Source organism: Phytohabitans aurantiacus (genome assembly GCF_027923225.1).
Taxonomy (GTDB): domain Bacteria; phylum Actinomycetota; class Actinomycetes; order Mycobacteriales; family Micromonosporaceae; genus Phytohabitans; species Phytohabitans aurantiacus.
The window spans coordinates 58,335-80,554 of record NZ_BSDI01000052.1 but is presented as its reverse complement, the minus strand read 5'-3'; the positions used below and the strand labels follow the sequence as shown (position 1 = coordinate 80,554).

The window sequence follows — 22,220 nt, the reverse complement described above, 5'->3', positions numbered from 1 at the left end:
GCATGATGGCGCGGTGGCCGACCACGAGACCCTGGAACGGGTGCGCGAGATGCGCGCCAAGGGCGCACCACCCAAGGTGATCGCCCGCGCGCTTGGCATGACGCCGGCCGAGGTGGCGCCCCTCATCCGGGCCGCCGCCGAGAGCGGCGACGTCCCGGCGCCGGTATCGGAGCTGGCCGGGTGCTGGATCAGTGGTGGCTGGAGCGACGGGCTCACCGTCAACGGCCACCTCGAGTGGGTCGACGTCGACATGCCCGGCCTGACGACTCGCGGGCTCGCGGCCGTGATGGTCGCCCGCCGGCCGAGGCACAGCTCCAAGCTCCAGGTCGCCGGTTTCCTGATCGACGTCTACTGCCTGGGTGTGAAGAACGCCCTGGGCGCGGCGATGAACGAGCGCGAGCTGCCCGAGTTCCTCGCCAACTACTTCGCGAACTATGACGGTGGAGCGCTCGCCATACCGGTGGAGCAGGCGCGGCACGTGGTCTTCGGCGCCGTCGACTACGCCCGCGGGCTCGGATTCGAGCCGCACCCGGACTACGCGCCGGTCGCGGATCTCCTTGGACCGTGGACCGGGCCGAGCGACATCACCTTCGGGTTGGACGGCATGCCGACCTTCATCCAGGGGCCCTACGACGACGTCCGCGCGATCGAAAAGACCCTCAAGCGCTCGGCCGGCAAGGGGAAGTACGCGATCTCATACGTCGTCGGGTAGGCACTCGTCGAGAGCGGCGCGGACCTCGCGGAGGTCGGCGCCGGTGGCGGTCGCGAGGGCAGCCGGCCCCACGAGCGGCATCCACGCCGCGCTGGGCCCGAGCACCGCGGGCTCCGGTGGCTTGTCGGCCCAGGCCGGATCGACCACCAGCAGCGAACCGGTGGCGCGGCCGCCGCCCAACACCGCCGGGCCGTCCCAGCCCGCGGCGCGCGGTCCGACCGCCACTTCCTGGCGCATGATGGTACCGCCCGCGTAGCGCACGGTCGTTTCAAGGCGCGCGTCGCCGGGCTGCTCGCCGTGGCGGCCGCAGACCAGTTCCTCGCGCCACACGAGCGCGGCGCCCTCGGCAAGCTCCACTGTAGACTGTCCAACATGGTCGCAGCCGCGGGCGGCGATCAGCGGCTCGGGCAGCCACCGCAGGTGCCCGCCGGCCGCCACGGTGGCGGCCACCTCCAGCAGTGACGCCCCGCCGCTGGCACCGGGCAGCGCCAGTGAGGCGGCGACGGCCCGCAGGCAGAGGCGCGCGCCCGGGCCCACCTCGACCTCGACGCGCAGCCGGTCACCGCCCAGCGGGCCGGCCGCGCCGCCGACGAGATGGGCCGTCTCCGGACCGGTGCGGCGGAGCACGAGCGGCGGCTCGGACCGCATGGTCACCAGCCGCGTGCCGCCTCGGCCCGCGACCGCCACGATCCGGGCGGTCGCTCTCACGCGTGGATCAGACCGCGGACCCAGTCGGCCACGGGCTTGGCGGACGGGTCCTCGACCAGCGAGAGGAACACCGTTGGCAGCGCACCCCGGCGGGCCTCGGCGTCGCGGGCCATCACGGACAGGTCGGCGCCGACCAGCGGTGCCAGGTCGGTCTTGTTGACCACCAGCAGATCCGCCGACGTGACGCCGGGACCACCCTTGCGCGGCACCTTGTCGCCGCCGGCCACGTCGACGACGAAGATCTGCTGGTCGACCAGCCCCTTGCTGAACGTCGCGGTCAGGTTGTCGCCGCCGCTCTCCACCAGTACCAGATCCAGCGGACCCAGCTCGGCCTCGAGGTCTTCGACCGCGTCGAGATTGGCGGAGATGTCGTCGCGGATCGCGGTATGCGGGCAGCAACCCGTCTCCACCGCCTTGATCCGCTCCGCCGGCAGTACGCCGTTGCGCAGCAGGAAGTCCGCGTCTTCGGTGGTGTAGATGTCGTTGGTCACCACCGCCAGGCGCAGCTCGCTGGCGAGCGCGCGGCACAGCGCGGCGACCAAAGCCGTCTTTCCCGAGCCGACCGGGCCGCCGATGCCCACCCGCAAAGCGCGTTGGCCGGCTTCGAGTGGGGCGTGGGGGTCGGGGTGAATGTGCTCAGCTTGCGTCGTTTCGTTAACTGGCAAAGAGACGCACCTCCCAGCGCGCGTGGATCTCGGCACCGGCGTCCAGCAACGGCGCTGACGCGGCGGGCAGGTCGTCGACCGGCGAACCGGCGTGTGCGGCGGCCCGTGCGGCCACCGTCTCACAGTCGGTCGCCATGCCGGCGAGTAGCGCGTGTACCCGGTACGGATCAAGCCCGAGCAGGCGCACGGCGGCGCTGGCGGGGCCGGTGATCGTGCCGTACGCGGCGGCCAGGGCCGCCTGTGTGTGGTCGAGGCCGGCGGCGGCAGCGACCACGCCGAGCGCGACCGGCTGATGCGGGCTCGCCGGCAGCGGGGGCAGCGGCCACATCTGGCGTGCGGCGCGCAGCAACGCCCGGCCCTGTGCCCGCGACGCGCGGCGGAGCGCGGGGGAGGGCGTGCGCGCGTCGAGCCCGGCGTCCAAACTGGAGGCGTCCACAGTGGAGTAGCAGGCCGCCGCAGCGAAGGCCGACGATACCAGGCCGGCGGTGGCCAACCGTCCACGTAGGAACGCGCCGAGGTCGTCGACACCGGTGACCCGGCGCGCGGTCACCGCCGCCTCCAGCCCGCCCGAGTGCGCGTGCCCGCCGGACGGGAACCGCCCGTCGGCGAGCAGCAGCAGCGAGGTGATCGACATCAGAACAGGAAGTATCGCTGGGCCATCGGCAGCTCGATCACCGGTTTCGGCTCGATCACCTCACCGTCGACGCGCACCGTGAACGTGTCGGGCTCCACCTCGATCCGCGGCATCGCGTCGTTGAGCGGCATGTCGGCTTTGCCGCGTGCGCGTACACCTGCCACCGGCACCAGACGGCGCGCGACCGCGAGGCGGTCAGCAAGACCCGCGTCGACCGCCGCCGGGGCTACGAAGGCGACGCTCGTCGCCGCCGGCGCGGCGCCATAGGCGCCGAACATCGGCCGGGGGAGCACCGGCTGCGGCGTGGGAATCGAGGCGTTCGCGTCGCCCATCTGCGCCCACGCGATCAGGCCGCCCTTGACGACCAGGTGCGGCCGCACCCCGAAGAACGCCGGATCCCACAGGACCAGGTCGGCGAGCTTGCCCGGCTCGACCGACCCGACCTCGCCCTCGATGCCGTGCGCCACCGCCGGGCAGATCGTGTACTTGGCGACGTACCGCCTGGCCCGATGGTTGTCGGCGGCGCCGTCGCCGGGCAGCGCGCCCCGCCGTTCCTTCATGACGTGCGCGGTCTGCCAGGTGCGCAGGACGACCTCGCCGACGCGCCCCATCGCCTGCGAGTCGGAGCCGATCATCGAGATCGCGCCGAGGTCGTGCAGGACGTCTTCGGCTGCCATCGTGCTGGGCCGGATGCGGCTCTCCGCGAACGCCAGGTCTTCGGGCACGGCCGGGTTGAGGTGGTGGCAGACCATCAGCATGTCGAGGTGCTCGTCGAGCGTGTTGCGCGTGTACGGCCGGGTCGGGTTGGTCGACGACGGCAGCACGTTGGGGTGGGCGACGACCGTGATGATGTCGGGCGCGTGGCCGCCACCAGCGCCCTCGGTGTGGTAGGCGTGGATCGCCCGGCCACCGATCGCGCGCAGGGTGTCTTCGACGAAACCGGCCTCGTTCAGCGTGTCGGTGTGGATGTTGACCTGGACGCCCGACGCGTCGGCGACCCGCAGGCACGCGTCGATCGCGGCCGGCGTGGTGCCCCAGTCTTCGTGCAGCTTGAACCCGCCCGCGCCGGCGCGCAGCTGCTCCCACATCGACTCTTCGCTGACCGTGTTGCCCTTGCCGAGCAGCATCACGTTGACCGGCCAGGGGTCGAGCGCCTCCAGCATCCGCGCCAGGTGCCACGCGTTCGGGGTGACCGTCGTGGCCTTGGAGCCCTCGGCCGGACCGGTGCCGCCGCCCAGGATCGTGGTGATGCCGCTGGCGAGCGCCTCTTCGAGGATCTGGGGGCAGATCAGGTGCACGTGGCTGTCGATCGCGCCCGCGGTCAGGATCTTTCCGTTGCCGGCGATCACCTCGGTGCCCGGCCCGATGACCAGGTCGGGGTGGACCCCGTCCATCGTGTCGGGGTTGCCGGCCTTGCCCAGGGCCACGATGCGCCCGTCGCGGATGCCGACGTCGGCCTTGACGATGCCCCAATGGTCGAGCACCACCGCGCCGGTGATCACCGTGTCGGGGGTGCCTTCGGCGCGCGTCGCCCGCGACTGGCCCATCGACTCGCGGATCACCTTGCCGCCGCCGAACACCGCCTCGTCGCCGCCGGCGCTGCGGTCCTCTTCGACCTCGATCAGCAGGTTGGTGTCGGCGAGCCGGATGCGGTCGCCGGTGGTCGGCCCGTAAAGGCTGATGTATCGCCGTCTATCGATCCTCATGCGTCCCGCCTCACCAGGCCCGGCACCACGCGGAGGCCGGCCAGGGGCACCAGGTCGACGTCGCGCGGCACGCCGGGCTCGAACCGGACCGACGTGCCGGCGGGAACCCCGAGCCGATGCCCCTGTGCCGCCGCGCGGTCGAAGTCGAGCGCCGAGTTGGCGTCGGCGAAGTGGTAGTGCGAGCCCACCTGGATCGGCCGGTCGCCGGTGTTGACCACCGCGAGCGACAGCACTGGCCGGCCGGCGTTGATCTCGATGTCGCCGTCGCCGGGGATGACCTCTCCGGGGATCATGGGATCGGCTCGTGGACGGTGACGAGCTTCGTGCCATCCGGGAACGTCGCCTCGACCTGCACCTCGGCCAGCATCTCCGGCACGCCTTCGAGCACGTCGTCGCGGGTCAACACCTGCCGTCCCGCCTCCATGAGCTCGCTGACGGTGCGCCCATCGCGGGCCGCCTCCAGCAGGAACGCCGTGATGATCGCGGTCGCCTCTGGATAGTTGAGCTTGAGGCCGCGATCTCGACGCTTCTGGGCCACGTCGGCGGCGACGTGGATCAGTAACCGGTCCTGCTCATGGCGGGTCAGAAACACTCGAACACCTCCGGGCCGGATCGTGCCACCCATGCGTTGCCGACATGTTACGCAGCGCGTGCGTCAGGAATTGACGAGCCGCGCGCCCGCTAGAACGATCACGCCCTCCGGCGCCTCGCACCGCACCTGGATCGTCAGCTCCTCGGCGCCCTCCACCTCCGCGTCGAGGCGCGCCGGGCGCGTCATCGTCGCCTCGAACTGGGTGCCGCGGGTCCGCTGCGTGAGCGTGCCGTCTCGTTCCTTCACGCCGGACAGCGCGTAGACGTACGTGCGGGCGTCCTTTTCGGCTTCGTAATAGGGGCGCACCGTGGCGGAGAAATCGAGATACCGGCCGCGCACGAGATAATTGACCGAACGTACCTTGTCGTTGGCCTGATTGGTTGGACAGCGTACGACAATGGCGTGCTCGTAACCGGATTCGTCGGCGAGTTCGCGGGGGAGTTTCGTCAAATTCGCGGCACCGGACTGGGGGCTGAGCGCGTCGAGGTACGTGGCGTCTTCGACTTTCACCGGTGCTGGTTTCGCGCCTGTCGTCGGCGGTGGCGTCGGCTTCTCCGGGACCGGCTGTGGCCATCGCCAGGCGGCCAGCGCGATGGCCGACGAGGTGACCAGCGTGATCACGCCGATCGCGATTCCGATCCTCTCGGCGCGTCTCATCCGTGCGGCCTCGATTCTGCTCGACTCCAATGACAGGCGCTCATTATCGGGGCCACCGCCCATTGTGGAAGTCGCTCAATCGTGGACGTATATGTGACAGTGATCGGCAGTCGGTCGTGCGATAAATGCGTTCCCTTTGAAACAGTTCGAAACGAGGAGGTGGCGTGGTGAGCGCGCCGAACCCCAACGTCGTCATTCCGCCGCCCCGCCCTCCGCTACCGGCCGGTCCGGTGTCCGGCAAGCGGCTGCCGTACGGCGTCGCCGCCCTCGCGGTCGCGGGGCTGGCGCTGCTGCTGGCGCTCGGGTCGGCGGTGTTCGCGTGGCGGGCGATCGACCAGGCCAAGGACGCCAAGCAGGTGGCGCTGGCGGGGCGCGCCGAGCCTGTCGCACCGGCGGCCGCTTCTCCTTCGTCCTCGCCCTCTTCCGCTGCGGAGCCGCTGCCGTCCGAGGAGCCGGTCGAGCCCGCCGGGACGGGTGAACCGGCTCCACTGGACGAGCGCACCGTCTACACGCCCAAGTACGAGAAGCAGTCCTTGACCTTGAAGGCTCGCGAGTGCAACCACTCGATGTACGCCGACCTGGACGAGCCCCGGGCGAACGTCGCCTCGACCGGCTATGACCTGGTGCTGAGTGGTGACTGCAGTGGCAACCTGCTGTATCTGCGCCTCGGCGACGGCGTGGAGGGCAGCGAATCGGGAAGCGCCGGTTCGACGCCGCAGGACTGCGCGGAGCAGATCCGCACCGCGCCGCTCGGCGAGGCCAAGGTGCCCGTGCGCAAGGGGGTGGTGCTGTGCCTGACCACCTCGTTCGTCGCGGCCAACGAGCGCGGCGACGATCAACGTATGGTCCTCGTCGAGATCACGGGTGTCGCGGACGGCGGCGCGGTCACCCTCAAGGCGACCGCGTGGAACATTCCACGCTGACGGCGGGTGGCGCGGCCGCTACCGGGTACGCCTGACAGAATGTCGGGGCAATCCCGTTAGCTAAGGAGAAGCTCCCGTGATCCGTACCCATGACGCCGGCAGCCTGCGCGCCTCGGACGCCGGCACGACGGTGACGCTCGCCGGGTGGGTGGCCCGCCGGCGCGACCACGGGGGAGTGATCTTCGTCGACCTGCGCGACGCTTCGGGCGTCGTGCAGGTCGTTTTCCGCGAAGAGATGCAGGTCGCGCACGCGCTGCGCAACGAGTACTGCGTCAAGGTGACCGGTGCGGTCGAGCGCCGCCCGGACGGCAACGAGAACCCCGAGCTACCCACCGGCGAGATCGAGGTCACCGCGAGCGTCCTGGAGATCCTCTCCGAGGCGGCGCCGCTGCCGGTGCCGGTCGACGACAACGTCGACGCCGGTGACGACATCCGCCTGCGGTACCGGTACCTGGACCTGCGGCGCAGCGGCCCCGCGCGAGCCTTGCGGATGCGCTCCCAGGTCAACCAGGTCGCCCGGTCCGTGCTGCACGCGCGTGACTTCGTCGAGATCGAGACGCCGACGCTGACCCGGTCGACGCCCGAGGGCGCCCGCGACTTCCTGGTGCCCGTGCGGCTCCAGCCCGGCACCTGGTACGCCCTGCCGCAGTCGCCGCAGCTGTTCAAGCAGCTGCTGATGGTCGGCGGCATGGAGCGGTACTACCAGATCGCCCGCTGCTACCGCGATGAGGACTTCCGCGCCGACCGGCAGCCCGAGTTCACGCAGCTCGACATCGAGATGTCGTTCGTCACGCAGGACGACGTGATCGAGCTGGGCGAGGCGATCGTCGCGGCCCTGTGGAAGGAGACGATCGGGTACGAGGTCACCCGGCCGATCCCGCGGATCACGTGGCACGACGCGATGGCGCGGTACGGGTCCGACAAGCCCGACCTGCGGTACGGGGTCGAGCTGACCGAGCTGACCGACTACCTGCGCGGCACCGAGTTCCGGGTCTTCGCGGGGGCGATCGAGGCCGGCGGTTATGTCGGCGCCGTGGTCATGCCGGGTGGCGCCGGGCAGAGCCGCAAGGAGCTCGACGGCTGGCAGGACTGGGCCAAGGCTCGGGGCGCGCGCGGCCTGGCGTACGTGGTGCTGGACGCCGAGACCGGCGAGGCGCGCGGGCCGGTCGCCAAGAACCTCAACGAGGCGCACCTGTCGGGGCTCGCCGACACGGTCGGCGCCAAGCCCGGCGACGCGATCTTCTTCGCCGCCTCGACGAACACCCGTGAGGCGCAGGAACTGCTCGGTGCCGCGCGCATCGAGATCGCTCGTCGCGCGGGCCTCATCGACTCCGTCGACGGAGGGGCGAACGCGTGGGCGTTCTGCTGGGTCGTCGACGCGCCGATGTTCGAGGCCACCGACTCCCAGGAGGGCAAGGCAGCCGGCTGGACCGCCGTCCACCACCCCTTCACCTCGCCGAACGCCGAGTGGGAGGCTGGGTTCGAGCAGGCTCCCGACCGGGCGCTGGCGTACGCGTACGACATCGTCTGCAACGGCAACGAGATCGGCGGCGGCTCCGTCCGTATCCACCGCGGCGACGTACAGCGGCGCGTCTTCGACCTGCTCGGCATCACGCCCGACGAGGCGAACGACAAGTTCGGCTTCCTGCTGGAGGCGTTCAAGTACGGCCCGCCGCCGCACGCGGGCATCGCGTTCGGCTGGGACCGGGTCTGCATGCTCCTCGCCGGCGCCGACTCGATCCGCGAGGTGATCGCGTTCCCCAAGACGCGCGGCGGCTACGACCCGTTGACCAGCGCCCCGACACCGATCACCGCCCAGCAGCGGTTGGAGGCGGGCGTCGACGCCAAGCCCAAGCCCGCGCCCGGCACGCCCACTCCGGGCACGACCGGCACGGCCGCCCCGGTCGACCCCGCGAGCTAACGCGCCAGCCATCCGCACGTTTTCGCGCCTTCGGCGCGGCGCTCGCTCGCCCGTTCCGCGGCGCTCGCTCGCCCGTTCCGCGCCGTTCCGTGTCGTTTCGCGCCTTGCGGTGCCTTGGCGGCGCTGCCCTGGGCGCCGTTTCCGCCGATCAAGGGCGAATGCACGTGGTTGGATCTCTTTTCCGCGTGTATTCGGCCTTGATCGGTGCGAATGTCCTTGATCGGCGGGTGTCCGCGATCGGTGGGCGTCCTGACACGTCCCCGGGGGTGTGAGGCGGCGGGTCATGGTGGCCGGGCTAGCCGCCGGGTTTGAGCGGTTGGCGGCGGTGTGCCGCCGCGCTCTGCGCGTCGATCAAGGCCATTCGCACCGATCAAGGGCGTATGCACGCGGAAATGAGATCCAATCGCGTGTATTTGCCCTCGATCGGCGCACACGGCGTGGCGACACGCCGTGTTGGGCTGGTCTGGGGGTGGACGTGCGCGGAGGAGAGATCCAAGTACGTGCATTCGGCCTTGATCGGCGTGCAATCGGCCTTGATCGGCGTGCAAGGCGTGTCGACACGCCGTCACGGACGGGCGGCGGCGCCGGGAGAAAGGACGGGCGCGGGCTGGTTTGCCCCTCTTTCAGCCGGCTGTGGGTGGCCCGGAGGGCCAGGGCTTCTTGATCGGTAGGCGTCCGCGATCGTAGGGCTCGGGAGGCCCGCGGCGCGATCCGGACAATCTGGTCGGTGGGCGGCGCCTGGCGGCGCCGGATCGACCGCGGTGGACGGGCTTGACCTGGCTGGGAGCGCGCGTAGCCGCGACCGTGACAGATCGCCGGAATGCCCACACTCGGCGGCGCCGATCAAGGAGATCTGCATGGATCAAGGGCAAACACACGCGGAAAAGAGATCCAACCACGTGCATTCGCCCTTGATCGGCGGGAAAAGGGCGGCGCGCGCCGGCCCGCGCCGGCGGCGGCCCGCCACGGCCCGCGGCGGCGGCCCGCGGCGGGCCGTGGCGGAGTGCCGCGCGGTAGTGAGGCGCGGACGACGGCGCGAAGCGGCGCAGGGTCGCGCGGAGCCGGCGCGGTCGAGCGGCGAGGCGGTTGACGGTGTACGAAATGTCACCGTCCGTGACGAAGCGTCGACAAGAGACCGGCTCTAGAAATGTCCACGGTGGACGCTTGGCGGGGTGTGACGAGGGGTACATACGGCGGCAGGAATCCCCCGGATAGGAGGACACGATGCTCGCCATCATCGCGGCGGCAGTCTTCGGGTTCGCGTTGCTGCTGGACCTGCTCGACTCGGATCTCGGCGCCCCGGACCTGTTCAACTGGAACACCCTCGTGCTCATCGGACTGTTCGCCCTCGCGCTGTACTTCGCGGGCGTCGGCCGTGGGCCTGGCACCGGCGGTGGTGGCCGGTGGTATCGCGGACGCCGTCCGGGTCGCGGATAGCGTCCGCGACATTTCGGGCGTTGGAGATCCGGCCGGTAGTGTCTTTCGGTAATGGAGCCCGACGGCCTGTTCTCTATTGCCGACACCGGCGTGCGCACAGCACCCGCCGGGGGCGGTGACGTCGGCGGCTTCACGCCTCCCCGCGCCGACTCACCGCTCCCGGTGCGCATGCGCCCCGCCTCGATCGACGAACTGGTCGGGCAGGACCACCTGCTCGCACCCGGCGCGCCGCTGCGCCAGCTGGTCAGCGGCGCGTCGCCCATGTCGGTGATTCTTTGGGGACCGCCCGGCAGCGGTAAGACCACGATCGCGCACCTGGTGGCGGGCGCGACCGACCGCAGGTTCGTGGCGCTGTCGGCGCTGTCGGCGGGGGTCAAGGACGTCCGCGCGGTGATCGACACGGCTCGCCGTGAGCGCCGGGCCGGTGGGCGGCCGACGGTGCTGTTCATCGACGAGGTGCACCGGTTCAGCAAGACGCAGCAGGATTCGCTGCTCGCCGCCGTCGAGGATCGCGTCGTCACGCTGCTCGCCGCGACCACCGAAAACCCGTACTTCTCGGTCATCTCGCCGTTGCTGTCACGCTGCGTGCTGCTCACGCTGCAGCCGCTCGACGACCACGCGGTGCGCGGCCTCGTGCGGCGCGCGATCGCCGACGAGCGAGGGCTGCGCGGCGAGGTCACCCTCGCCGCCGAGGCAGAGGATCATCTGGTACGCCTCGCCGGCGGTGACGTGCGCAAGGCGCTCACCGCACTGGAAGCCGCCGCGGGGTCGGCTGTCGCGCTCGGGTCCACCGAGATCGACCTGGCCACCGCCGAGCAGGCGGTCGACGTTGCGGCCGTCCGTTATGACCGTGACGGTGACGCGCACTACGACGTGACCAGCGCGTTCATCAAGAGCATGCGCGGATCCGACGTCGACGCGGCGCTGCATTGGCTGGCACGGATGCTGGTGGCGGGCGAGGACGCCCGGTTCATCGCGCGGCGCATGGTGATCTTCGCCAGTGAAGATGTCGGGATGGCCGACCCGAGCGCGCTGTCGGTGGCGACCGCCGCGGCGCACGCCGTCGAATACGTCGGGCTGCCCGAAGCGCAGCTCAACCTCGCCCAGGCCGTGATCCACCTCGCCACGGCACCGAAGTCGAACTCCGCCACCCGCGCGATCGGCGCCGCCATGGCCGACGTCCGCGCGGGGCGGGGCGGCGGGGTGCCGCGCCACCTCCGCGACAGCCACTACCAGGGCTCGCGCGGGCTCGGGCACGGCATCGGGTACCGGTACCCGCACGACGATCCGCGCGGAGTGGTCACGCAGCAGTACGCTCCGGACGACCTGGCCGGGGCCGACTACTACGAACCGAGTTCGCACGGAGCCGAGCGGGACATCGTCGCCCGCCTCCCCGTGCTGCGCCGGATCGTGCGCGGTGCCGAGCCCAACCAGCGGACGAACCAGGACGAGGAGGCACAGTGAGCGAGGTAGGTGGCGCGGCGGCGCCTGGACTGAGCGACGCGCCGACGAAGTCGCTGCGCGGCGCGCGGTCCAAGCGCCGCCCTCTGGCGCCGCCCGACCGAGCGAACCAGGAGGCACAGTGAGCGACGACCGGCGTGGCCGGGGGCGCCGCTGGGGCCGAGGCAAACCGGAGGCGCCCGCCGAAGAGGCGGTACCCGGCGAGGAGCTCGGCTGGATCGACGACCTGCGTACCGCCAAGCAGGATGGCTCGGCCATCGGCGCGGCGACGGTGGGTGCGTCCGGCTCGTCCGCGTACTCGAAGCTGCCCACTGGCGACGAAGAGGCCGAAGGCGAGGCCTGGCCCGGCCGCCGGCCGCCGGAGGAGGAGTCCCCGCGTCCGCCCGCGTCGCAGCAGTCACCGGGTCCCGATACCCGCTCGGCTGTGACCCAGCCGCGTCCGCCCGCTGCCGCCCCAACGCCTCCGCTGCCTTCCGGGGCTCCCGCCCCGCCGCGCCGCTTCGCTGGCTCCGGCGACCCAGCCGTACCCGGACCGGCCGACGCGGCCACCGACCTGCCGCCTCGCCATCCAAGCTCCGGCCAGCCCGACCCGTACGCTGAGTCACCGGCGAGGCCGGGTCCACAGGGATCGTTCCCCGGGATCGGCCGGCTGCCGGTCGAGCCGCCGCCGGGTCGGGGGGCTGCGCCGCGCGGTACGGTTCCGCCGCAGGCTGGCCCGATCGGTCCGCCGATCGCTGGACCGGTCGAGCGGGTGGTGCCGCTCTCTGGCAACGCTCCCGAGGTGCCACTTTCCGGCAACGCCCCGGAGATTCCGCCGCCGTTGCCGCCGCGAGGTGGCCCCGCTGGTGCCCGTGGTGGCGCAGCCCCCGAAAGCCCGGTCGCGGGCGAGCGCACGGGTCCGCGAAGCCGGTTCGGTGGCCGCGGTGACGAAGTGCCTCCGGTCCAACAGGACGTGCCTTGGGCGGGCGCCGCGCCGCCCCCGGACGACCCGCGCGCCGGCCGCCGCGACGCCCCATGGGACGGCGGCCCGAGTGGCCGGTTTGCCACCGGCGATGTGCTGGGCGGCGCGGATGGCCCGGGCGGTCGCCGTGGCACTGGCGATGTGACGGGTGATGGCCCGCGCGGTGCTGATGGGCCGGGTGGCCGCCGTGGCACTGGCGATGTGATGGGTGGCGGTGGTCCTCGCGGTGCTGATGGCCCGGGCGGGCGGCATGGCACTGGCGATGTGATGGGTGATGGCCCGCGCGGTGGTGACGGGCCGGGGGGTCGGCATGGGACCGGCGACGTCATGGCCAGTGGTGGTCCGCGTGGTGGTGACACGCAGTTCGACGGGCCGGGTGGCCGGCGCGGGACCGGGGAGGTCGTGCCGCCGGGCGGGCGGCACGGAACTGGTGACGTTCTGGCCGGGCGTGGCCGGCAGGGAGCTGTGCCGCCGGCTGGCCGGCATGGCACGGGTGATGTCGCGGCCGGCCGGTCCGATGGTGACGCGCAGTTCGAGGGGCCTGGCGGCCGGCATGGCACCGGGGACGTCCTCGCGGGTCGTGGCCGGCAGGGCGGGGAAATGCCGCCCGGTGGCCGGCACGGGACGGGTGACGTTCTAGCCGGTCGTGGCCGGCACGGTGGTGAAGCGCCGCTCGGTGGCAGGCACGGCGGTGAGGTGCCGCCCGGCAGCAGGCATGGTGGTGACGTGCCGCCGGCTGGCCAGCAGGGTGGTGAGATGCCGTCCGCTGGCAGGCGCGGTGGTGAGGTGCCGCCCGGTGGCCGGCACGGCGGTGAGGTGCCGCCCGGCAGCAGGCATGGCGGTGACGTGCCGCCGGCTGGCCAGCAGGGTGGGGAAGTGCCGTCCGCTGGCAGGCGCGGCGGTGAGGTGCCGCCGGGTGGTAGGCACAGCACGGGCGATGTTCTTGCTGGTCGCGGGCGGCATGGTGGCGACACGCAGTTCGATGGGCCGGGTGGTCGGCACGGGACTGGAGACGTAGCGGCGCCGGGTGGCCGGCATGGCACGGGCGACGTACTGGCCGGGCGTGGTCGGCGCGGTGGTGACGCGCCGCCGGTCGACTCTGGCGGCCGGCATGGTGGCGACGCACCGTTTGACGGGCCGGGTGGCCGGCACGGTACTGGCGATGTGCTGGCCGGGCGCGGTCGACCGGCTCCGGGACGCGGGCCGGTGGACGAGCCGGGCGGCCGTCCGGGGGTGCCTGGTGGGCGCGCCGGGATTGGTCCGATGGACGCGCCGCCGGCCGCCGCGCCGCCGGTGGTGCCCGGTCGGCAGGGCGCCGTGCCACCGCCGGGTGGGGCGGCACGCGTACGAGGCGCTGGGGCGCAGCGCCGGCCGGGTGAGCCGCCCATGGCACCCGGTGCGCCGCACGGTGAAGCGCCGTTCGCGGGGCCGGGCGGTCCGGCCGGCCCCGATCGTCCGCGCTTCCCGGGTGAGCCGTCGTCGCCGCCTGGGCCGCGTTCGCGTGGAGCTGAGCCACCGGGTGGTCCGGGCGGATCCGGCGGTACGCGCGTGCGGGGCGGTGCACCGGAACCACGGGGTGGACCGCGAGTGCGTGGGGGCGGGCCGGAGCTGCCGGGTGGCCCCGTCGCGGGCATGGGCATGGCCGGCGCGCCGCCGGTACCTGGCCCTGGGCCCGAGGCGCCCGCTGGTCGGCCGGGCAGGCCACCGGCGCGCGGCGGCCTGCCAGAGGGACCAGGCGGCACTGGGGGCTTTGACGGTCCTGGAGGGCCGCGTGGGCGTGGCGGGGCCGGGTTTGGTGGGCCCGAGGGGGCTGAGGGCTTTGACGGCTCTGGTGGACCGCGTGGGTCCGGTGGAGCGAGGCGGCGTGGTGCTGGCGAGGCGACCGGGGATGTGGCTGGGCGAGCCGGCGCGGAGTCGGCGCGCGGCGCTGGCCCCGAAGGGCCGGGTGCGCAGTTTGGCCGGCCGCAGCGCGGTGGGCCGGCTCACGGGGCATACCCGGAGCCGCCGCCGTTGCCCCGGGGCGGTGTCGCGCCGCCGGGCAGTCCGGTAGCGCCGCCCGGTAGTCCGGTGGCGCCGGCACGAGGCGGGGCCAGCGTGCCCATGCCCGGTGCGGCGGGAGCGGCTTCGGTGCCGGGGAGCGGATCGGGCCCGGTCGCCGGTGCGGCGTCGGTGCCTGGGGTCGGCTCGGCGTCGGTTCCCGGGTCGGGGAGTGGCGCTGGCGTCCGTGGCGCTGCCGCGGGCGCGGCCTCCGTGGTGCGAGGCCGCCCAGGATCGGCGAGCGGCCCCGGCGGGTCGAGCGGACGAGCGGACGCGGGTGCCCCTGCGCGCGGTCCAGACGCCGCGGGTAGCGCTCCAGCCGGTCGGGGGCCCGGTGGCCTCGCGGGTGATTTGGGTGCCGTAGGTGGTTCACCGGGCGGTCGGAGGGCCAGTGGCCCTGCCGGTGGTCCGGGTGCCGGGGGTGCTTCGGCTGGTGTGCCGGGCGGTCATGGAGCCGCTGGCCTCGCGGACGGCCCAGGTGGCGTGGGCGCTGCTGGCGGCCCGGGCGGCTCAGCGAGCGGACCGAGTCGTCGGGGGGGCCTCGCACCGGGCAGCGCGGGCAGCCCCGGAAGCGCGGGCGGTCGCGGCGGTCCTGGAGGCGCGGGTGGGCTTGATGGTCCCGGCGGCGCCGGCAACCTTGGCGGGCCTGGGGGCGCCGCTAGTGGGCCGCAAGGTCGAGCGGCCGCAGGTCTCGCTCCGGGCGGCGTAGGCGGGCCGGGCAGCCTGGGTGGTCCGGGCGGCGTGGGCGGACCGGGCGGTCACGGTGGACCGGGCGGCGTAGGCGGGCCGGGCACCGCGGGCGATCACGGTGGGCCGGGGGCCGTGGGCAGGCCGGGCGGGCCGGGCGGTGTGGGTGGTCACGGCGGCGCCGGAGGCGCGGGCGGGGCCGACGGGCTTGGTGGGCGTGGGACCGCCAGTGTGGCGGTCGGGTCGGTTGGTGTGGCCGGGTCCGTGGCCGCTGGGACCGCCGCGGTGGGGAGTGCGAACGCGCCGGTGGTCGGGGGCGCCGCTGTCGAGGCGGGCGGGCCGGTCACGCGGCCATCGGTGCCTTCGGCCGCCCCGCTGGGCGTACCAGATGACGAGCTGGACCAGGACGGGAGTGGGCGGCCGACGGCGCGTGCGGAGGCGCGCGACCTGCGCCGGCTGCGGATGGCCGCCATTTTGCTCGCGATCCTGGTGCTGCTCGGGGCTCTGCCGTTGTATTTCGGGATCCGGGCGGCGACGCGCGATCCGGTGCTGAACACGCTCGACGGGCTGGACGTGCCGGGTTGGGCGGCGGTCAAGACCGAAGACGCGGTCAGCGGCAGCCGGTGGTGCCTGATCGACTGCCGGTTGCGGGAGCGGACCGTGCAGTCGGACGGGACGCCGGACGAGACGGCGAAGGCGTATGAGTCGGCGCTCGCGGCGGAGGGCTGGCAGCGGTGGTCGCCGGCGGAGTTGTGCCCGGAGCAGCCGGTCGAGGGTCGGTACACGTGCTGGCAGCGGGACGAGCTGACGCTCGACCTGTGGGTCCGGCCGCCGTCGTGTGTCGCGGAGGCCGCGGGCGCGACCGTGCCGGCGTCGCCGCCGGCCACGGCCCCGGAGTGCAACGGCGCCACGGTATCGATCAAGGTGCGCAACGCGATCGACGACGACCGGACGCGGCCGCAACCGAGTACGGATCCGTCGCTCACCGGCGTGGACCCGGACCCCATTTTCACCGACGATCCGCTCGACGATCCGACACCGTCACCGTCGTGAGGCCGACTGCCGTCACTGACGGTAGGGTCTCCACGTTGGCGTAAGACAGTGGCGGCGGAGGAGGAGACTGTGAGCGCTGGTGAAGTCGCGGGTCTGGTCGCGGCGGGGGCATTCCTGATGCTGGTGCTCGTGCTCGCTGTGCCGATCCTGCGGCTACGGCACACAGTGGACGCTGCCACTCGGGCGATCACCGACCTGAACGAGGGCACGGCGCCCCTGCTCGACAACGCCAAGGTGACGATCGAAAACGTCAACACCGCGCTCGGGCAGGTGCACACGACGATCGACGGCGTGAACCTGCAGCTCGTCAAGCTCGACACGATGACCGGCCACATCCAGAGCGTCACCGCCAACGTCGCCAACCTGACCACGGTGGTCGCGGCCGCGGCGTCGAACCCGCTGGTCAAGGTGGCCGCGTTCGGATACGGGGTGCGCAAGGCGGCGGCCGCGCGCCGGCACGCCGACGAGGACCGCGAGGTGCGGGCCACGCTGAAGCAGCGGCGCAAGGATGCGCGGGTGTCCCGCCGCGCGGGCCGCTGAGAGCTCGGAGGAGGATGGTGCCATGAAGCGGTTGCTCTGGTTGGGTATCGGTCTGGCGGTGGGCGCTCTGGTCGTCCGCAAGGTGAGCCAACGAGCCCAGTCCTACACACCCGCCGGCATCGCGACCTCGCTGTCGGAATCGGCTGGCGGCCTGGTGGAGTCCGTGCGTAGCTTCGTGGACGACGTCCGGTTGGGCATGGCTGAGCGGGAAGACGAGATCCACGCTGCCATCGCTGAGGGCGTGGAGTTTGATTTTGACGAAGAATACGAGGAAGGGCATCGATGAGAACGGCGGAGATCAAGCGACGGTACCTGGCCCATTTTGAGGCCAACGGCCACGCCGTGGTGCCGAGCGCTCCGCTGCCGGCGATCGATGACCCGAACCTGCTGTTCATCAACGCCGGCATGGTGCAGTTCGTCCCGTACTTCCTGGGGCAGCGGGCGCCGCAGTGGTCCCGTGCCGCGAGCGTGCAGAAGTGCATCCGGACGCCCGACATCGACGAGGTCGGCAAGACGTCGCGCCACGGCACGTTCTTCCAGATGAACGGCAACTTCTCGTTCGGCGATTACTTCAAAGAGGGCGCGATCCAGCTCGCGTGGGACCTGGTCACCAAGTCGCAGGCCGATGGCGGCTTCGGGCTCGACCCCGGCAAGCTCTGGGCGACCGTGTACCTCGACGACGACGAGGCGATCGCGTTGTGGCGTGCGGTGGGCATGCCGGCGGATCGGATCGTGCGGCGCGGCAAGAAGGACAACTACTGGTCGATGGGCATCCCCGGTCCGGCCGGGCCGTGCTCGGAGATCTACCTCGACCGGGGCCCCGCGTACGGGCCGGACGGTGGGCCGGACGTCGACGAGGACCGGTACCTGGAGTTCTGGAACCTCGTCTTCATGCAGTACGAGATCACCAACGTGCGGTCGAAGGAAGAGTTCGACATCGTCGGTGAGCTGCCCGCCAAGAACATCGACACCGGCATGGGCCTGGAGCGGATCGCCTCGATCCTGCAGGGCGTCGACAACCTGTACGAGATCGACGAGGTGCGCCCGATCCTGGCGCGGGCCGCGGAGCTGACCGGCAAGAAGTACGGTGTGCACAGCGGCCACGCGGCCTCCGAGTCGCACCCCGACGACGTGCGCCTACGCGTGATCGCCGACCACGTGCGCACCTCGCTGATGCTGATCGGCGACGGTGTGACTCCGTCGAACGAGGGCCGCGGATACGTGCTGCGCCGGATCATGCGGCGGGCGATCCGGGCGATGCGGCTGCTCGGCTGGCAGGAGGCGGCGCTGCCGGAGCTGCTGCCGGTGGCCCGCGACTGCATGTCGCCCTCGTACCCCGAGGTGGCGCAGGAGTTCGAGCGGATCTCGCAGTACGCGTACGCGGAGGAGGACGCGTTCCTGTCGACGCTGCGTGCGGGCACGACGATCCTGGACACGGCGCTTTCTGACGCTCGCTCGGCGGGCGCTTCCTCGCTGTCGGGCGAGAAGGCGTTCCAGCTCCACGACACCTACGGCTTCCCGATCGACCTCACGCTGGAGATCGCGGCTGAGCAGGGCCTGTCCGTCGACGAGGCCGGCTTCCGCCGGCTCATGTCCGAGCAGCGCACGCGCGCCAAGGCCGACGCGCAGGCGCGCAAGACCGGCCACGCCGACCTGTCCGCGTACCGTTCCGCGCTCGACGCGGGCGGGGCCGTGGAGTTCACCGGGTACAGCGAGGTGGCTCGCGAGTCCCGGGTGCGGGCGCTGATCGGTGGTGGCGGCGCGCTGACGGCCGCCGGCGAGGGCGACGAGATCGAGCTGGTGCTCGACTCCACCCCGTTCTACGCCGAGGGCGGTGGCCAGCAGCCCGACCACGGCGTCATCACCGTCGGGAGCGGCAAGGTCGAGGTGTACGACGTACAGCAGCCGATCCCCGGCCTGTACGTGCACAAGGCCCGCGTGGTGAGCGGCGAGGTCCGGTCGGGGGAGAGCGGGTACGCCGAGATCGACGTGACCCGGCGCAAGGCGATCTCCCGGTCGCACACGGCGACGCACCTGGTGCACCAGACGATGCGCGAGTTCCTGGGCGAGTCGGCCACGCAGGCCGGTTCGCTGAACGCGCCGGGGCGGCTGCGGTTCGACTTCAACACACCCGGCGCGGTGCCGGCGAGCGTGCTGCACGACGTGGAGCAGCAGGTCAACGAGGTGCTGCTCGGTGACCTGGAGGTGCGCGCGTTCATCACCTCGCAGGAGGAGGCGCGGCGGCTCGGGGCGATGGCGCTGTTCGGCGAGAAGTACGGCGACGAGGTGCGGGTCGTCGAGGTCGGCGACTACGCGCGGGAGCTGTGCGGTGGCACCCACGTGGCCCGCTCCGGCCAGCTCGGCGTCGTCAAGATCCTGTCGGAGTCGTCGATCGGCTCCGGGGTGCGGCGGGTCGAGGCGCTGGTGGGCATCGACGCGTTCGGGTTCCTGGCGCGGGAGCACCTGCTCGTGTCCCGCCTCGCTGAGCTGTACCGGGTTCCGCACGACCAGGTCGCCGACCGGGTCGAGCAGACGATCACGCAGCTGCGCGACGCCGAGAAGGAGCTCGAGAAGATGCGCGCCCAGCTCGTACTGGGCGGGGCGGCGGCGCTGGCAGCCGAGGCGCGCGACCTGCGGGGCGTGGCTTTCGTGGCCGCCGAGGCGCCCGAGGGTGCGGGCGGCAACGACGTACGGACGCTGGCGCAGGAGATCCGCGGGAAGATCGACGCGGCACGGCCGGCGGTGGTGGTCGTGGCGGCTCGCGCCAACGGCAAGGCGTCGCTGGTGGTAGCGGTGAACGCGGCGGCGCGCGGGCGCGGCCTGTCGGCGGCTGACCTGGTGAAGGGGGCGCTGTCGGGGCGGGGTGGCGGTAACGCCGACCTGGCCCAGGGTGGTGGTCTGCCGGCGGCGGAGGCACCGAGGCTGCTCGCAGCCGTCGAGTCCGCGGTAGCCGCCGCGTAGCCGGAGTCAAGCCTCTTCGTGATCAGGGCGTCCCTCAAGTTGCTAGAGCGACTTGAGGGACGCCCTGATCAATAAAACCTGGAAGGCAGGGTATGGCGGAGTTTGTGCGTGGTGTCCGTATCGGCGTGGACGTCGGTCAGGTACGCGTCGGAGTGGCCGTCAGTGACCCGGACGGCATCCTCGCGACGCCCGTCGTCACGCTCCGCCGCGACCCGAATGTAGATATTGATGCTCAGGCTTCCGATATCGTTGAACTTGCACAACTCGTAGACGCGTATCAAAGCGTAGAGGTCGTCGTCGGCTTGCCGGTGACCCTCGCCGGGCGGGACGGGCCCGCTGCGGTGCAGGTCAGGGCCTATGCGGACCGGCTTGCGAGAGTGATCAGTCCGGTTCCTGTGAGGCTGTACGACGAGAGGATGTCGACGGTTGCGGCAACCCGTAGGCTGGCCGAACGTGGCGTGCGGGGTAAGCGCCAGCGCGCGGTCGTCGATCAGGCTGCCGCCGTAGAGATCCTGCAGGGCTGGCTAGACGCGCAGCGGAGGCGTACGTGATGATCGACGAGCTTGAGCTCGCGTTCGATGATCCCGGCGATAAAGGCCGACATCGGCGGGGCCGCCGGCGGGCAAGCGACCGCAAGAAGGGCAAAGGCGGAGGTGCCGGTAAGAGCATCGTCGCGCTGCTGATGTCCGTGGTCCTGCTCGGCGCGCTGGGAGCCGGCGTCTGGTATGGCTTTGACCGCGTGCAGAACTTCTTCACGACCCCCGATTACAGCGGTGGTGGCACCGGCGAGGTGACAATTCAGGTCAAGAAGGGCGACACCGCCACCGACATCGGCAACACTCTCGTCCAAGCCGACGTGGTCAAGAGCGCCAAGGCGTTCGTCAACGCCGCCAACGAAAACTCGCGCAGCGCCAACATCCAGCCCGGCACCTACAAGGTGCGCCTGCAGATGCGTGCCACCGATGCACTCGCCCTGCTCCTCGATCCGAAGAACCGGCAGGTCAACGGCCACACCATCCCCGAGGGCCTCTCCGCGAAGGCGACCTACAAGGAGTTGGAGAAGGACACCGGCATCCCGGCCGCCGAGTTCGAGAAGGCGGCCAAGGACCCGCTGGCGCTCGGTATCCCGGAGTGGTGGTTCACGCGCACCGACGGCAAGAAGGTCACTCCGTCGATCGAGGGCTTCCTCTTCCCGGACACCTACGAGTTCGACGCCAACGCCACCGCTGACACGGTCATCCGGGCGATGGTGCAGCGGTTCCTGACGGTGACCGGTGGCATGAAGTTCGCCGAGGCTGTGCAGCCGCTCAGCATCAGTCCGTACGAGGCGCTCATCGTCGCCTCGCTCGCACAGGCCGAGGCGGGCATCACGGAAGATCTCGCCAAGGTGGCGCGCGTCGCGTACAACCGGCTCTACAAAGACTTCCCCTGCAATTGCCTCGAAATGGATGTCACGGTCAACTACTGGTTCGAGCTCAACGGCAAGCCGCGCAAGGCGTCCAAAAACATGACCGTGGCCGAGCTCGACGACCCCAAGAACCCGTACAACCGCAAGCTGCGCGGCCTCATCCCCACCCCGATCGACAACCCCGGCAAGGCGGCGCTGGAGGGCGCGATCAAGCCCACCGGCGGCGACATCTACTACTTCGTCGCCATCGACAAGTCGGGCAAGTCGGCGTTCGCCAGGACATCGGCGGAGCATGAGGCAAACAAGGCGATAGCACGAAAGAACGGCGTCCTTTGATCGAGATCCACCGGGCCGCCGTCCTCGGCAAGCCCATCGCACACTCGCTCTCGCCGGTCATCCACAACGCCGGGTACGCCGCCGCGGGGCTCGCGGGCTGGGAGTACACGGCGGTGGAGTGCGCGGAGGTCGAGCTCGCCGACCACGTCGCGGCGCTCGGTCCGGAGTGGGCCGGGTTGTCGCTGACCATGCCGCTCAAGGAAGTGGCCTTGTCGGTGGCCGCGGAGATCTCGCCGGTCGCGGCCGCGACCGGTGCCGCGAATACTCTGGTACGCCGGCACGACGGCTCATGGTTCGGTGACAACACCGATGTGCCGGGCATGGTCGAGGTGCTGGGCGGCACACCCGCGGGCGCGCGGTTCACGCTGCTGGGAGCCGGTGGCACGGCGCGCGCCGCGATCGCGGCCGCCGCCCAGGTGGGTGCCGCCGGCGTGACCGTTGTCGCCCGCCGCCCCGAGGCGATCGACGAGCTGCGTCCCGTGGCCGCCGCTGTCGGCGTACCCCTTGAAGCCGCCGCGTGGGGTGAGGTGCCGGCGGCGGATGTGCTGGTCTCCACCGTGCCGCGGGGTGTGGCAGACCCATTGGCCAGCGTGATCGCCTGGCGGCCCGCCACCGTCTTCTTCGACGCGCTCTACGACCCGTGGCCGACGCCGCTGGCCGCCGCCGCGGCCGCCGCGGGCTGCCGCGTGGTCTCCGGGCTCGATCTGCTGCTGGCTCAGGCGGTGGGACAGTTCGAGCAGTTCACCGGGCGCGCGGCCCCGGTCGCCGCGATGCGGGAGGCCCTGTTCGCCGCTCGCCGGCCGGCCTGAGACACTTCTCCT

The 22,220-nt window shown here is 71.9% G+C and carries 23 protein-coding genes; 14 read left to right on the top strand and 9 right to left on the bottom strand.

Annotated elements, in window-relative coordinates:
• Positions 1-13 precede the first annotated feature (13 nt).
• Positions 14-712, top strand: coding sequence for a hypothetical protein (locus QMG73_RS36280; protein WP_281903453.1), 699 nt, complete (start codon positions 14-16; stop codon positions 710-712).
• Here QMG73_RS36280 and QMG73_RS36275 read toward each other — a convergent pair.
• From QMG73_RS36275 to QMG73_RS36245, 7 genes are all read right to left on the bottom strand, one after another.
• A complete protein-coding gene (locus QMG73_RS36275) occupies positions 695-1,420 on the bottom strand; it encodes an urease accessory protein UreD (protein ID WP_281903451.1) in 726 nt (241 codons plus the stop codon). The genes QMG73_RS36280 and QMG73_RS36275 overlap by 18 nt on opposite strands.
• On the bottom strand, positions 1,417-2,085 hold the full coding sequence (ureG, locus tag QMG73_RS36270; protein ID WP_309299568.1) for an urease accessory protein UreG: 669 nt from the start codon (positions 2,083-2,085) through the stop codon (positions 1,417-1,419). The genes QMG73_RS36275 and ureG overlap by 4 nt, the downstream gene beginning before the upstream one ends.
• Positions 2,075-2,719 (bottom strand): urease accessory protein UreF, encoded by a 645-nt coding sequence (locus tag QMG73_RS36265; RefSeq protein WP_281903449.1) that lies wholly within the window; start codon positions 2,717-2,719, stop codon positions 2,075-2,077. The genes ureG and QMG73_RS36265 overlap by 11 nt, the downstream gene beginning before the upstream one ends.
• Complete coding sequence (locus tag QMG73_RS36260) at positions 2,719-4,425, bottom strand: urease subunit alpha (RefSeq protein WP_281903448.1); 1,707 nt, start codon at positions 4,423-4,425, stop codon at positions 2,719-2,721. The genes QMG73_RS36265 and QMG73_RS36260 overlap by 1 nt, the downstream gene beginning before the upstream one ends.
• Positions 4,422-4,718, bottom strand: a complete 297-nt coding sequence (locus tag QMG73_RS36255) for an urease subunit beta (RefSeq protein ID WP_281903447.1) — start codon at positions 4,716-4,718, stop codon at positions 4,422-4,424. Before QMG73_RS36255 ends, QMG73_RS36260 begins: the two co-directional genes overlap by 4 nt.
• Positions 4,715-5,017: an urease subunit gamma gene (locus QMG73_RS36250; RefSeq protein ID WP_281903446.1), complete on the bottom strand. Its 303-nt coding sequence runs from the start codon at positions 5,015-5,017 to the stop codon at positions 4,715-4,717. The genes QMG73_RS36255 and QMG73_RS36250 overlap by 4 nt, the downstream gene beginning before the upstream one ends.
• A gap of 63 nt (positions 5,018-5,080) precedes the next feature.
• Positions 5,081-5,638, bottom strand: coding sequence for a hypothetical protein (locus QMG73_RS36245; RefSeq protein ID WP_281903445.1), 558 nt, complete (start codon positions 5,636-5,638; stop codon positions 5,081-5,083).
• Between the two features lie 200 nt (positions 5,639-5,838).
• On the opposite strand from QMG73_RS36245, the gene QMG73_RS36240 reads away from it, so the two are divergent.
• The 5 genes from QMG73_RS36240 (at position 5,839) to QMG73_RS36220 (ending at position 11,541) form a co-directional block, all read left to right on the top strand.
• Positions 5,839-6,597: a hypothetical protein gene (locus QMG73_RS36240; RefSeq protein WP_281903444.1), complete on the top strand. Its 759-nt coding sequence runs from the start codon at positions 5,839-5,841 to the stop codon at positions 6,595-6,597.
• 76 nt (positions 6,598-6,673) lie between these two features.
• Positions 6,674-8,518, top strand: coding sequence for an aspartate--tRNA ligase (gene aspS / locus QMG73_RS36235; protein WP_281903443.1), 1,845 nt, complete (start codon positions 6,674-6,676; stop codon positions 8,516-8,518).
• Positions 8,519-9,742: 1,224 nt separating this feature from the next.
• Positions 9,743-9,955: a hypothetical protein gene (locus tag QMG73_RS36230; RefSeq protein ID WP_281903442.1), complete on the top strand. Its 213-nt coding sequence runs from the start codon at positions 9,743-9,745 to the stop codon at positions 9,953-9,955.
• Between the two features lie 51 nt (positions 9,956-10,006).
• A complete protein-coding gene (locus QMG73_RS36225; RefSeq protein WP_281903441.1) occupies positions 10,007-11,419 on the top strand; it encodes a replication-associated recombination protein A in 1,413 nt (470 codons plus the stop codon).
• Positions 11,416-11,541: a hypothetical protein gene (locus tag QMG73_RS36220; protein WP_281903440.1), complete on the top strand. Its 126-nt coding sequence runs from the start codon at positions 11,416-11,418 to the stop codon at positions 11,539-11,541. Before QMG73_RS36225 ends, QMG73_RS36220 begins: the two co-directional genes overlap by 4 nt.
• A 476-nt stretch (positions 11,542-12,017) precedes the next feature.
• On the opposite strand, the gene QMG73_RS36215 is transcribed toward QMG73_RS36220, so the two are convergent.
• Positions 12,018-12,998 (bottom strand): hypothetical protein, encoded by a 981-nt coding sequence (locus QMG73_RS36215; RefSeq protein ID WP_281903439.1) that lies wholly within the window; start codon positions 12,996-12,998, stop codon positions 12,018-12,020.
• 15 nt (positions 12,999-13,013) lie between these two features.
• A complete protein-coding gene (locus QMG73_RS36210; protein ID WP_281903438.1) occupies positions 13,014-13,784 on the bottom strand; it encodes a hypothetical protein in 771 nt (256 codons plus the stop codon).
• 994 nt (positions 13,785-14,778) lie between these two features.
• Here QMG73_RS36210 and QMG73_RS36205 point away from each other — a divergent pair.
• The 8 genes from QMG73_RS36205 to QMG73_RS36170 all read left to right on the top strand — a co-directional run bounded on the left by QMG73_RS36205 (position 14,779) and on the right by QMG73_RS36170 (position 22,208).
• Positions 14,779-15,123 (top strand): hypothetical protein, encoded by a 345-nt coding sequence (locus QMG73_RS36205; RefSeq protein WP_281903437.1) that lies wholly within the window; start codon positions 14,779-14,781, stop codon positions 15,121-15,123.
• Between the two features lie 440 nt (positions 15,124-15,563).
• A complete protein-coding gene (locus QMG73_RS36200; protein ID WP_281903487.1) occupies positions 15,564-16,154 on the top strand; it encodes a hypothetical protein in 591 nt (196 codons plus the stop codon).
• Positions 16,155-16,223: 69 nt separating this feature from the next.
• Entirely contained in the window at positions 16,224-16,694 is a 471-nt protein-coding gene (locus QMG73_RS36195) for a DUF948 domain-containing protein (RefSeq protein ID WP_281903436.1), read from the top strand.
• Positions 16,695-16,716: 22 nt separating this feature from the next.
• Positions 16,717-16,980 carry a hypothetical protein gene (locus QMG73_RS36190; protein WP_281903434.1) on the top strand — a complete coding sequence of 88 codons (264 nt, stop codon included), beginning with the start codon at positions 16,717-16,719 and terminating at the stop codon, positions 16,978-16,980.
• On the top strand, positions 16,977-19,655 hold the full coding sequence (alaS, locus tag QMG73_RS36185) for an alanine--tRNA ligase (RefSeq protein WP_281903432.1): 2,679 nt from the start codon (positions 16,977-16,979) through the stop codon (positions 19,653-19,655). Before QMG73_RS36190 ends, alaS begins: the two co-directional genes overlap by 4 nt.
• 92 nt (positions 19,656-19,747) lie before the next feature.
• The gene (ruvX, locus tag QMG73_RS36180) at positions 19,748-20,206 is read left to right on the top strand and encodes a Holliday junction resolvase RuvX (RefSeq protein ID WP_281903430.1); all 459 of its coding nucleotides are present in this window, start codon (positions 19,748-19,750) and stop codon (positions 20,204-20,206) included.
• Positions 20,206-21,399: an endolytic transglycosylase MltG gene (mltG, locus tag QMG73_RS36175; RefSeq protein ID WP_281903428.1), complete on the top strand. Its 1,194-nt coding sequence runs from the start codon at positions 20,206-20,208 to the stop codon at positions 21,397-21,399. The genes ruvX and mltG overlap by 1 nt, the downstream gene beginning before the upstream one ends.
• Positions 21,396-22,208 carry a shikimate dehydrogenase gene (locus QMG73_RS36170; protein ID WP_281903427.1) on the top strand — a complete coding sequence of 271 codons (813 nt, stop codon included), beginning with the start codon at positions 21,396-21,398 and terminating at the stop codon, positions 22,206-22,208. Before mltG ends, QMG73_RS36170 begins: the two co-directional genes overlap by 4 nt.
• Positions 22,209-22,220 lie beyond the last annotated feature (12 nt).

What these genes read in the sequence shown, in the direction of transcription:
- ruvX (WP_281903430.1), top strand. Translation starts at nt 19,748, where the DNA reads ATGGCGGAGTTTGTGCGTGGTGTCCGTATCGGCGTGGACGTCGGTCAG.
- QMG73_RS36255 (WP_281903447.1), bottom strand. Translation starts at nt 4,718, where the DNA reads ATGATCCCCGGAGAGGTCATCCCCGGCGACGGCGACATCGAGATCAAC.
- QMG73_RS36200 (WP_281903487.1), top strand. Translation starts at nt 15,564, where the DNA reads ATGGCCGCCATTTTGCTCGCGATCCTGGTGCTGCTCGGGGCTCTGCCG.
- QMG73_RS36265 (WP_281903449.1), bottom strand. Translation starts at nt 2,719, where the DNA reads ATGTCGATCACCTCGCTGCTGCTGCTCGCCGACGGGCGGTTCCCGTCC.
- QMG73_RS36190 (WP_281903434.1), top strand. Translation starts at nt 16,717, where the DNA reads ATGAAGCGGTTGCTCTGGTTGGGTATCGGTCTGGCGGTGGGCGCTCTG.
- alaS (WP_281903432.1), top strand. Translation starts at nt 16,977, where the DNA reads ATGAGAACGGCGGAGATCAAGCGACGGTACCTGGCCCATTTTGAGGCC.
- QMG73_RS36260 (WP_281903448.1), bottom strand. Translation starts at nt 4,425, where the DNA reads ATGAGGATCGATAGACGGCGATACATCAGCCTTTACGGGCCGACCACC.
- QMG73_RS36225 (WP_281903441.1), top strand. Translation starts at nt 10,007, where the DNA reads ATGGAGCCCGACGGCCTGTTCTCTATTGCCGACACCGGCGTGCGCACA.
- mltG (WP_281903428.1), top strand. Translation starts at nt 20,206, where the DNA reads ATGATCGACGAGCTTGAGCTCGCGTTCGATGATCCCGGCGATAAAGGC.
- QMG73_RS36230 (WP_281903442.1), top strand. Translation starts at nt 9,743, where the DNA reads ATGCTCGCCATCATCGCGGCGGCAGTCTTCGGGTTCGCGTTGCTGCTG.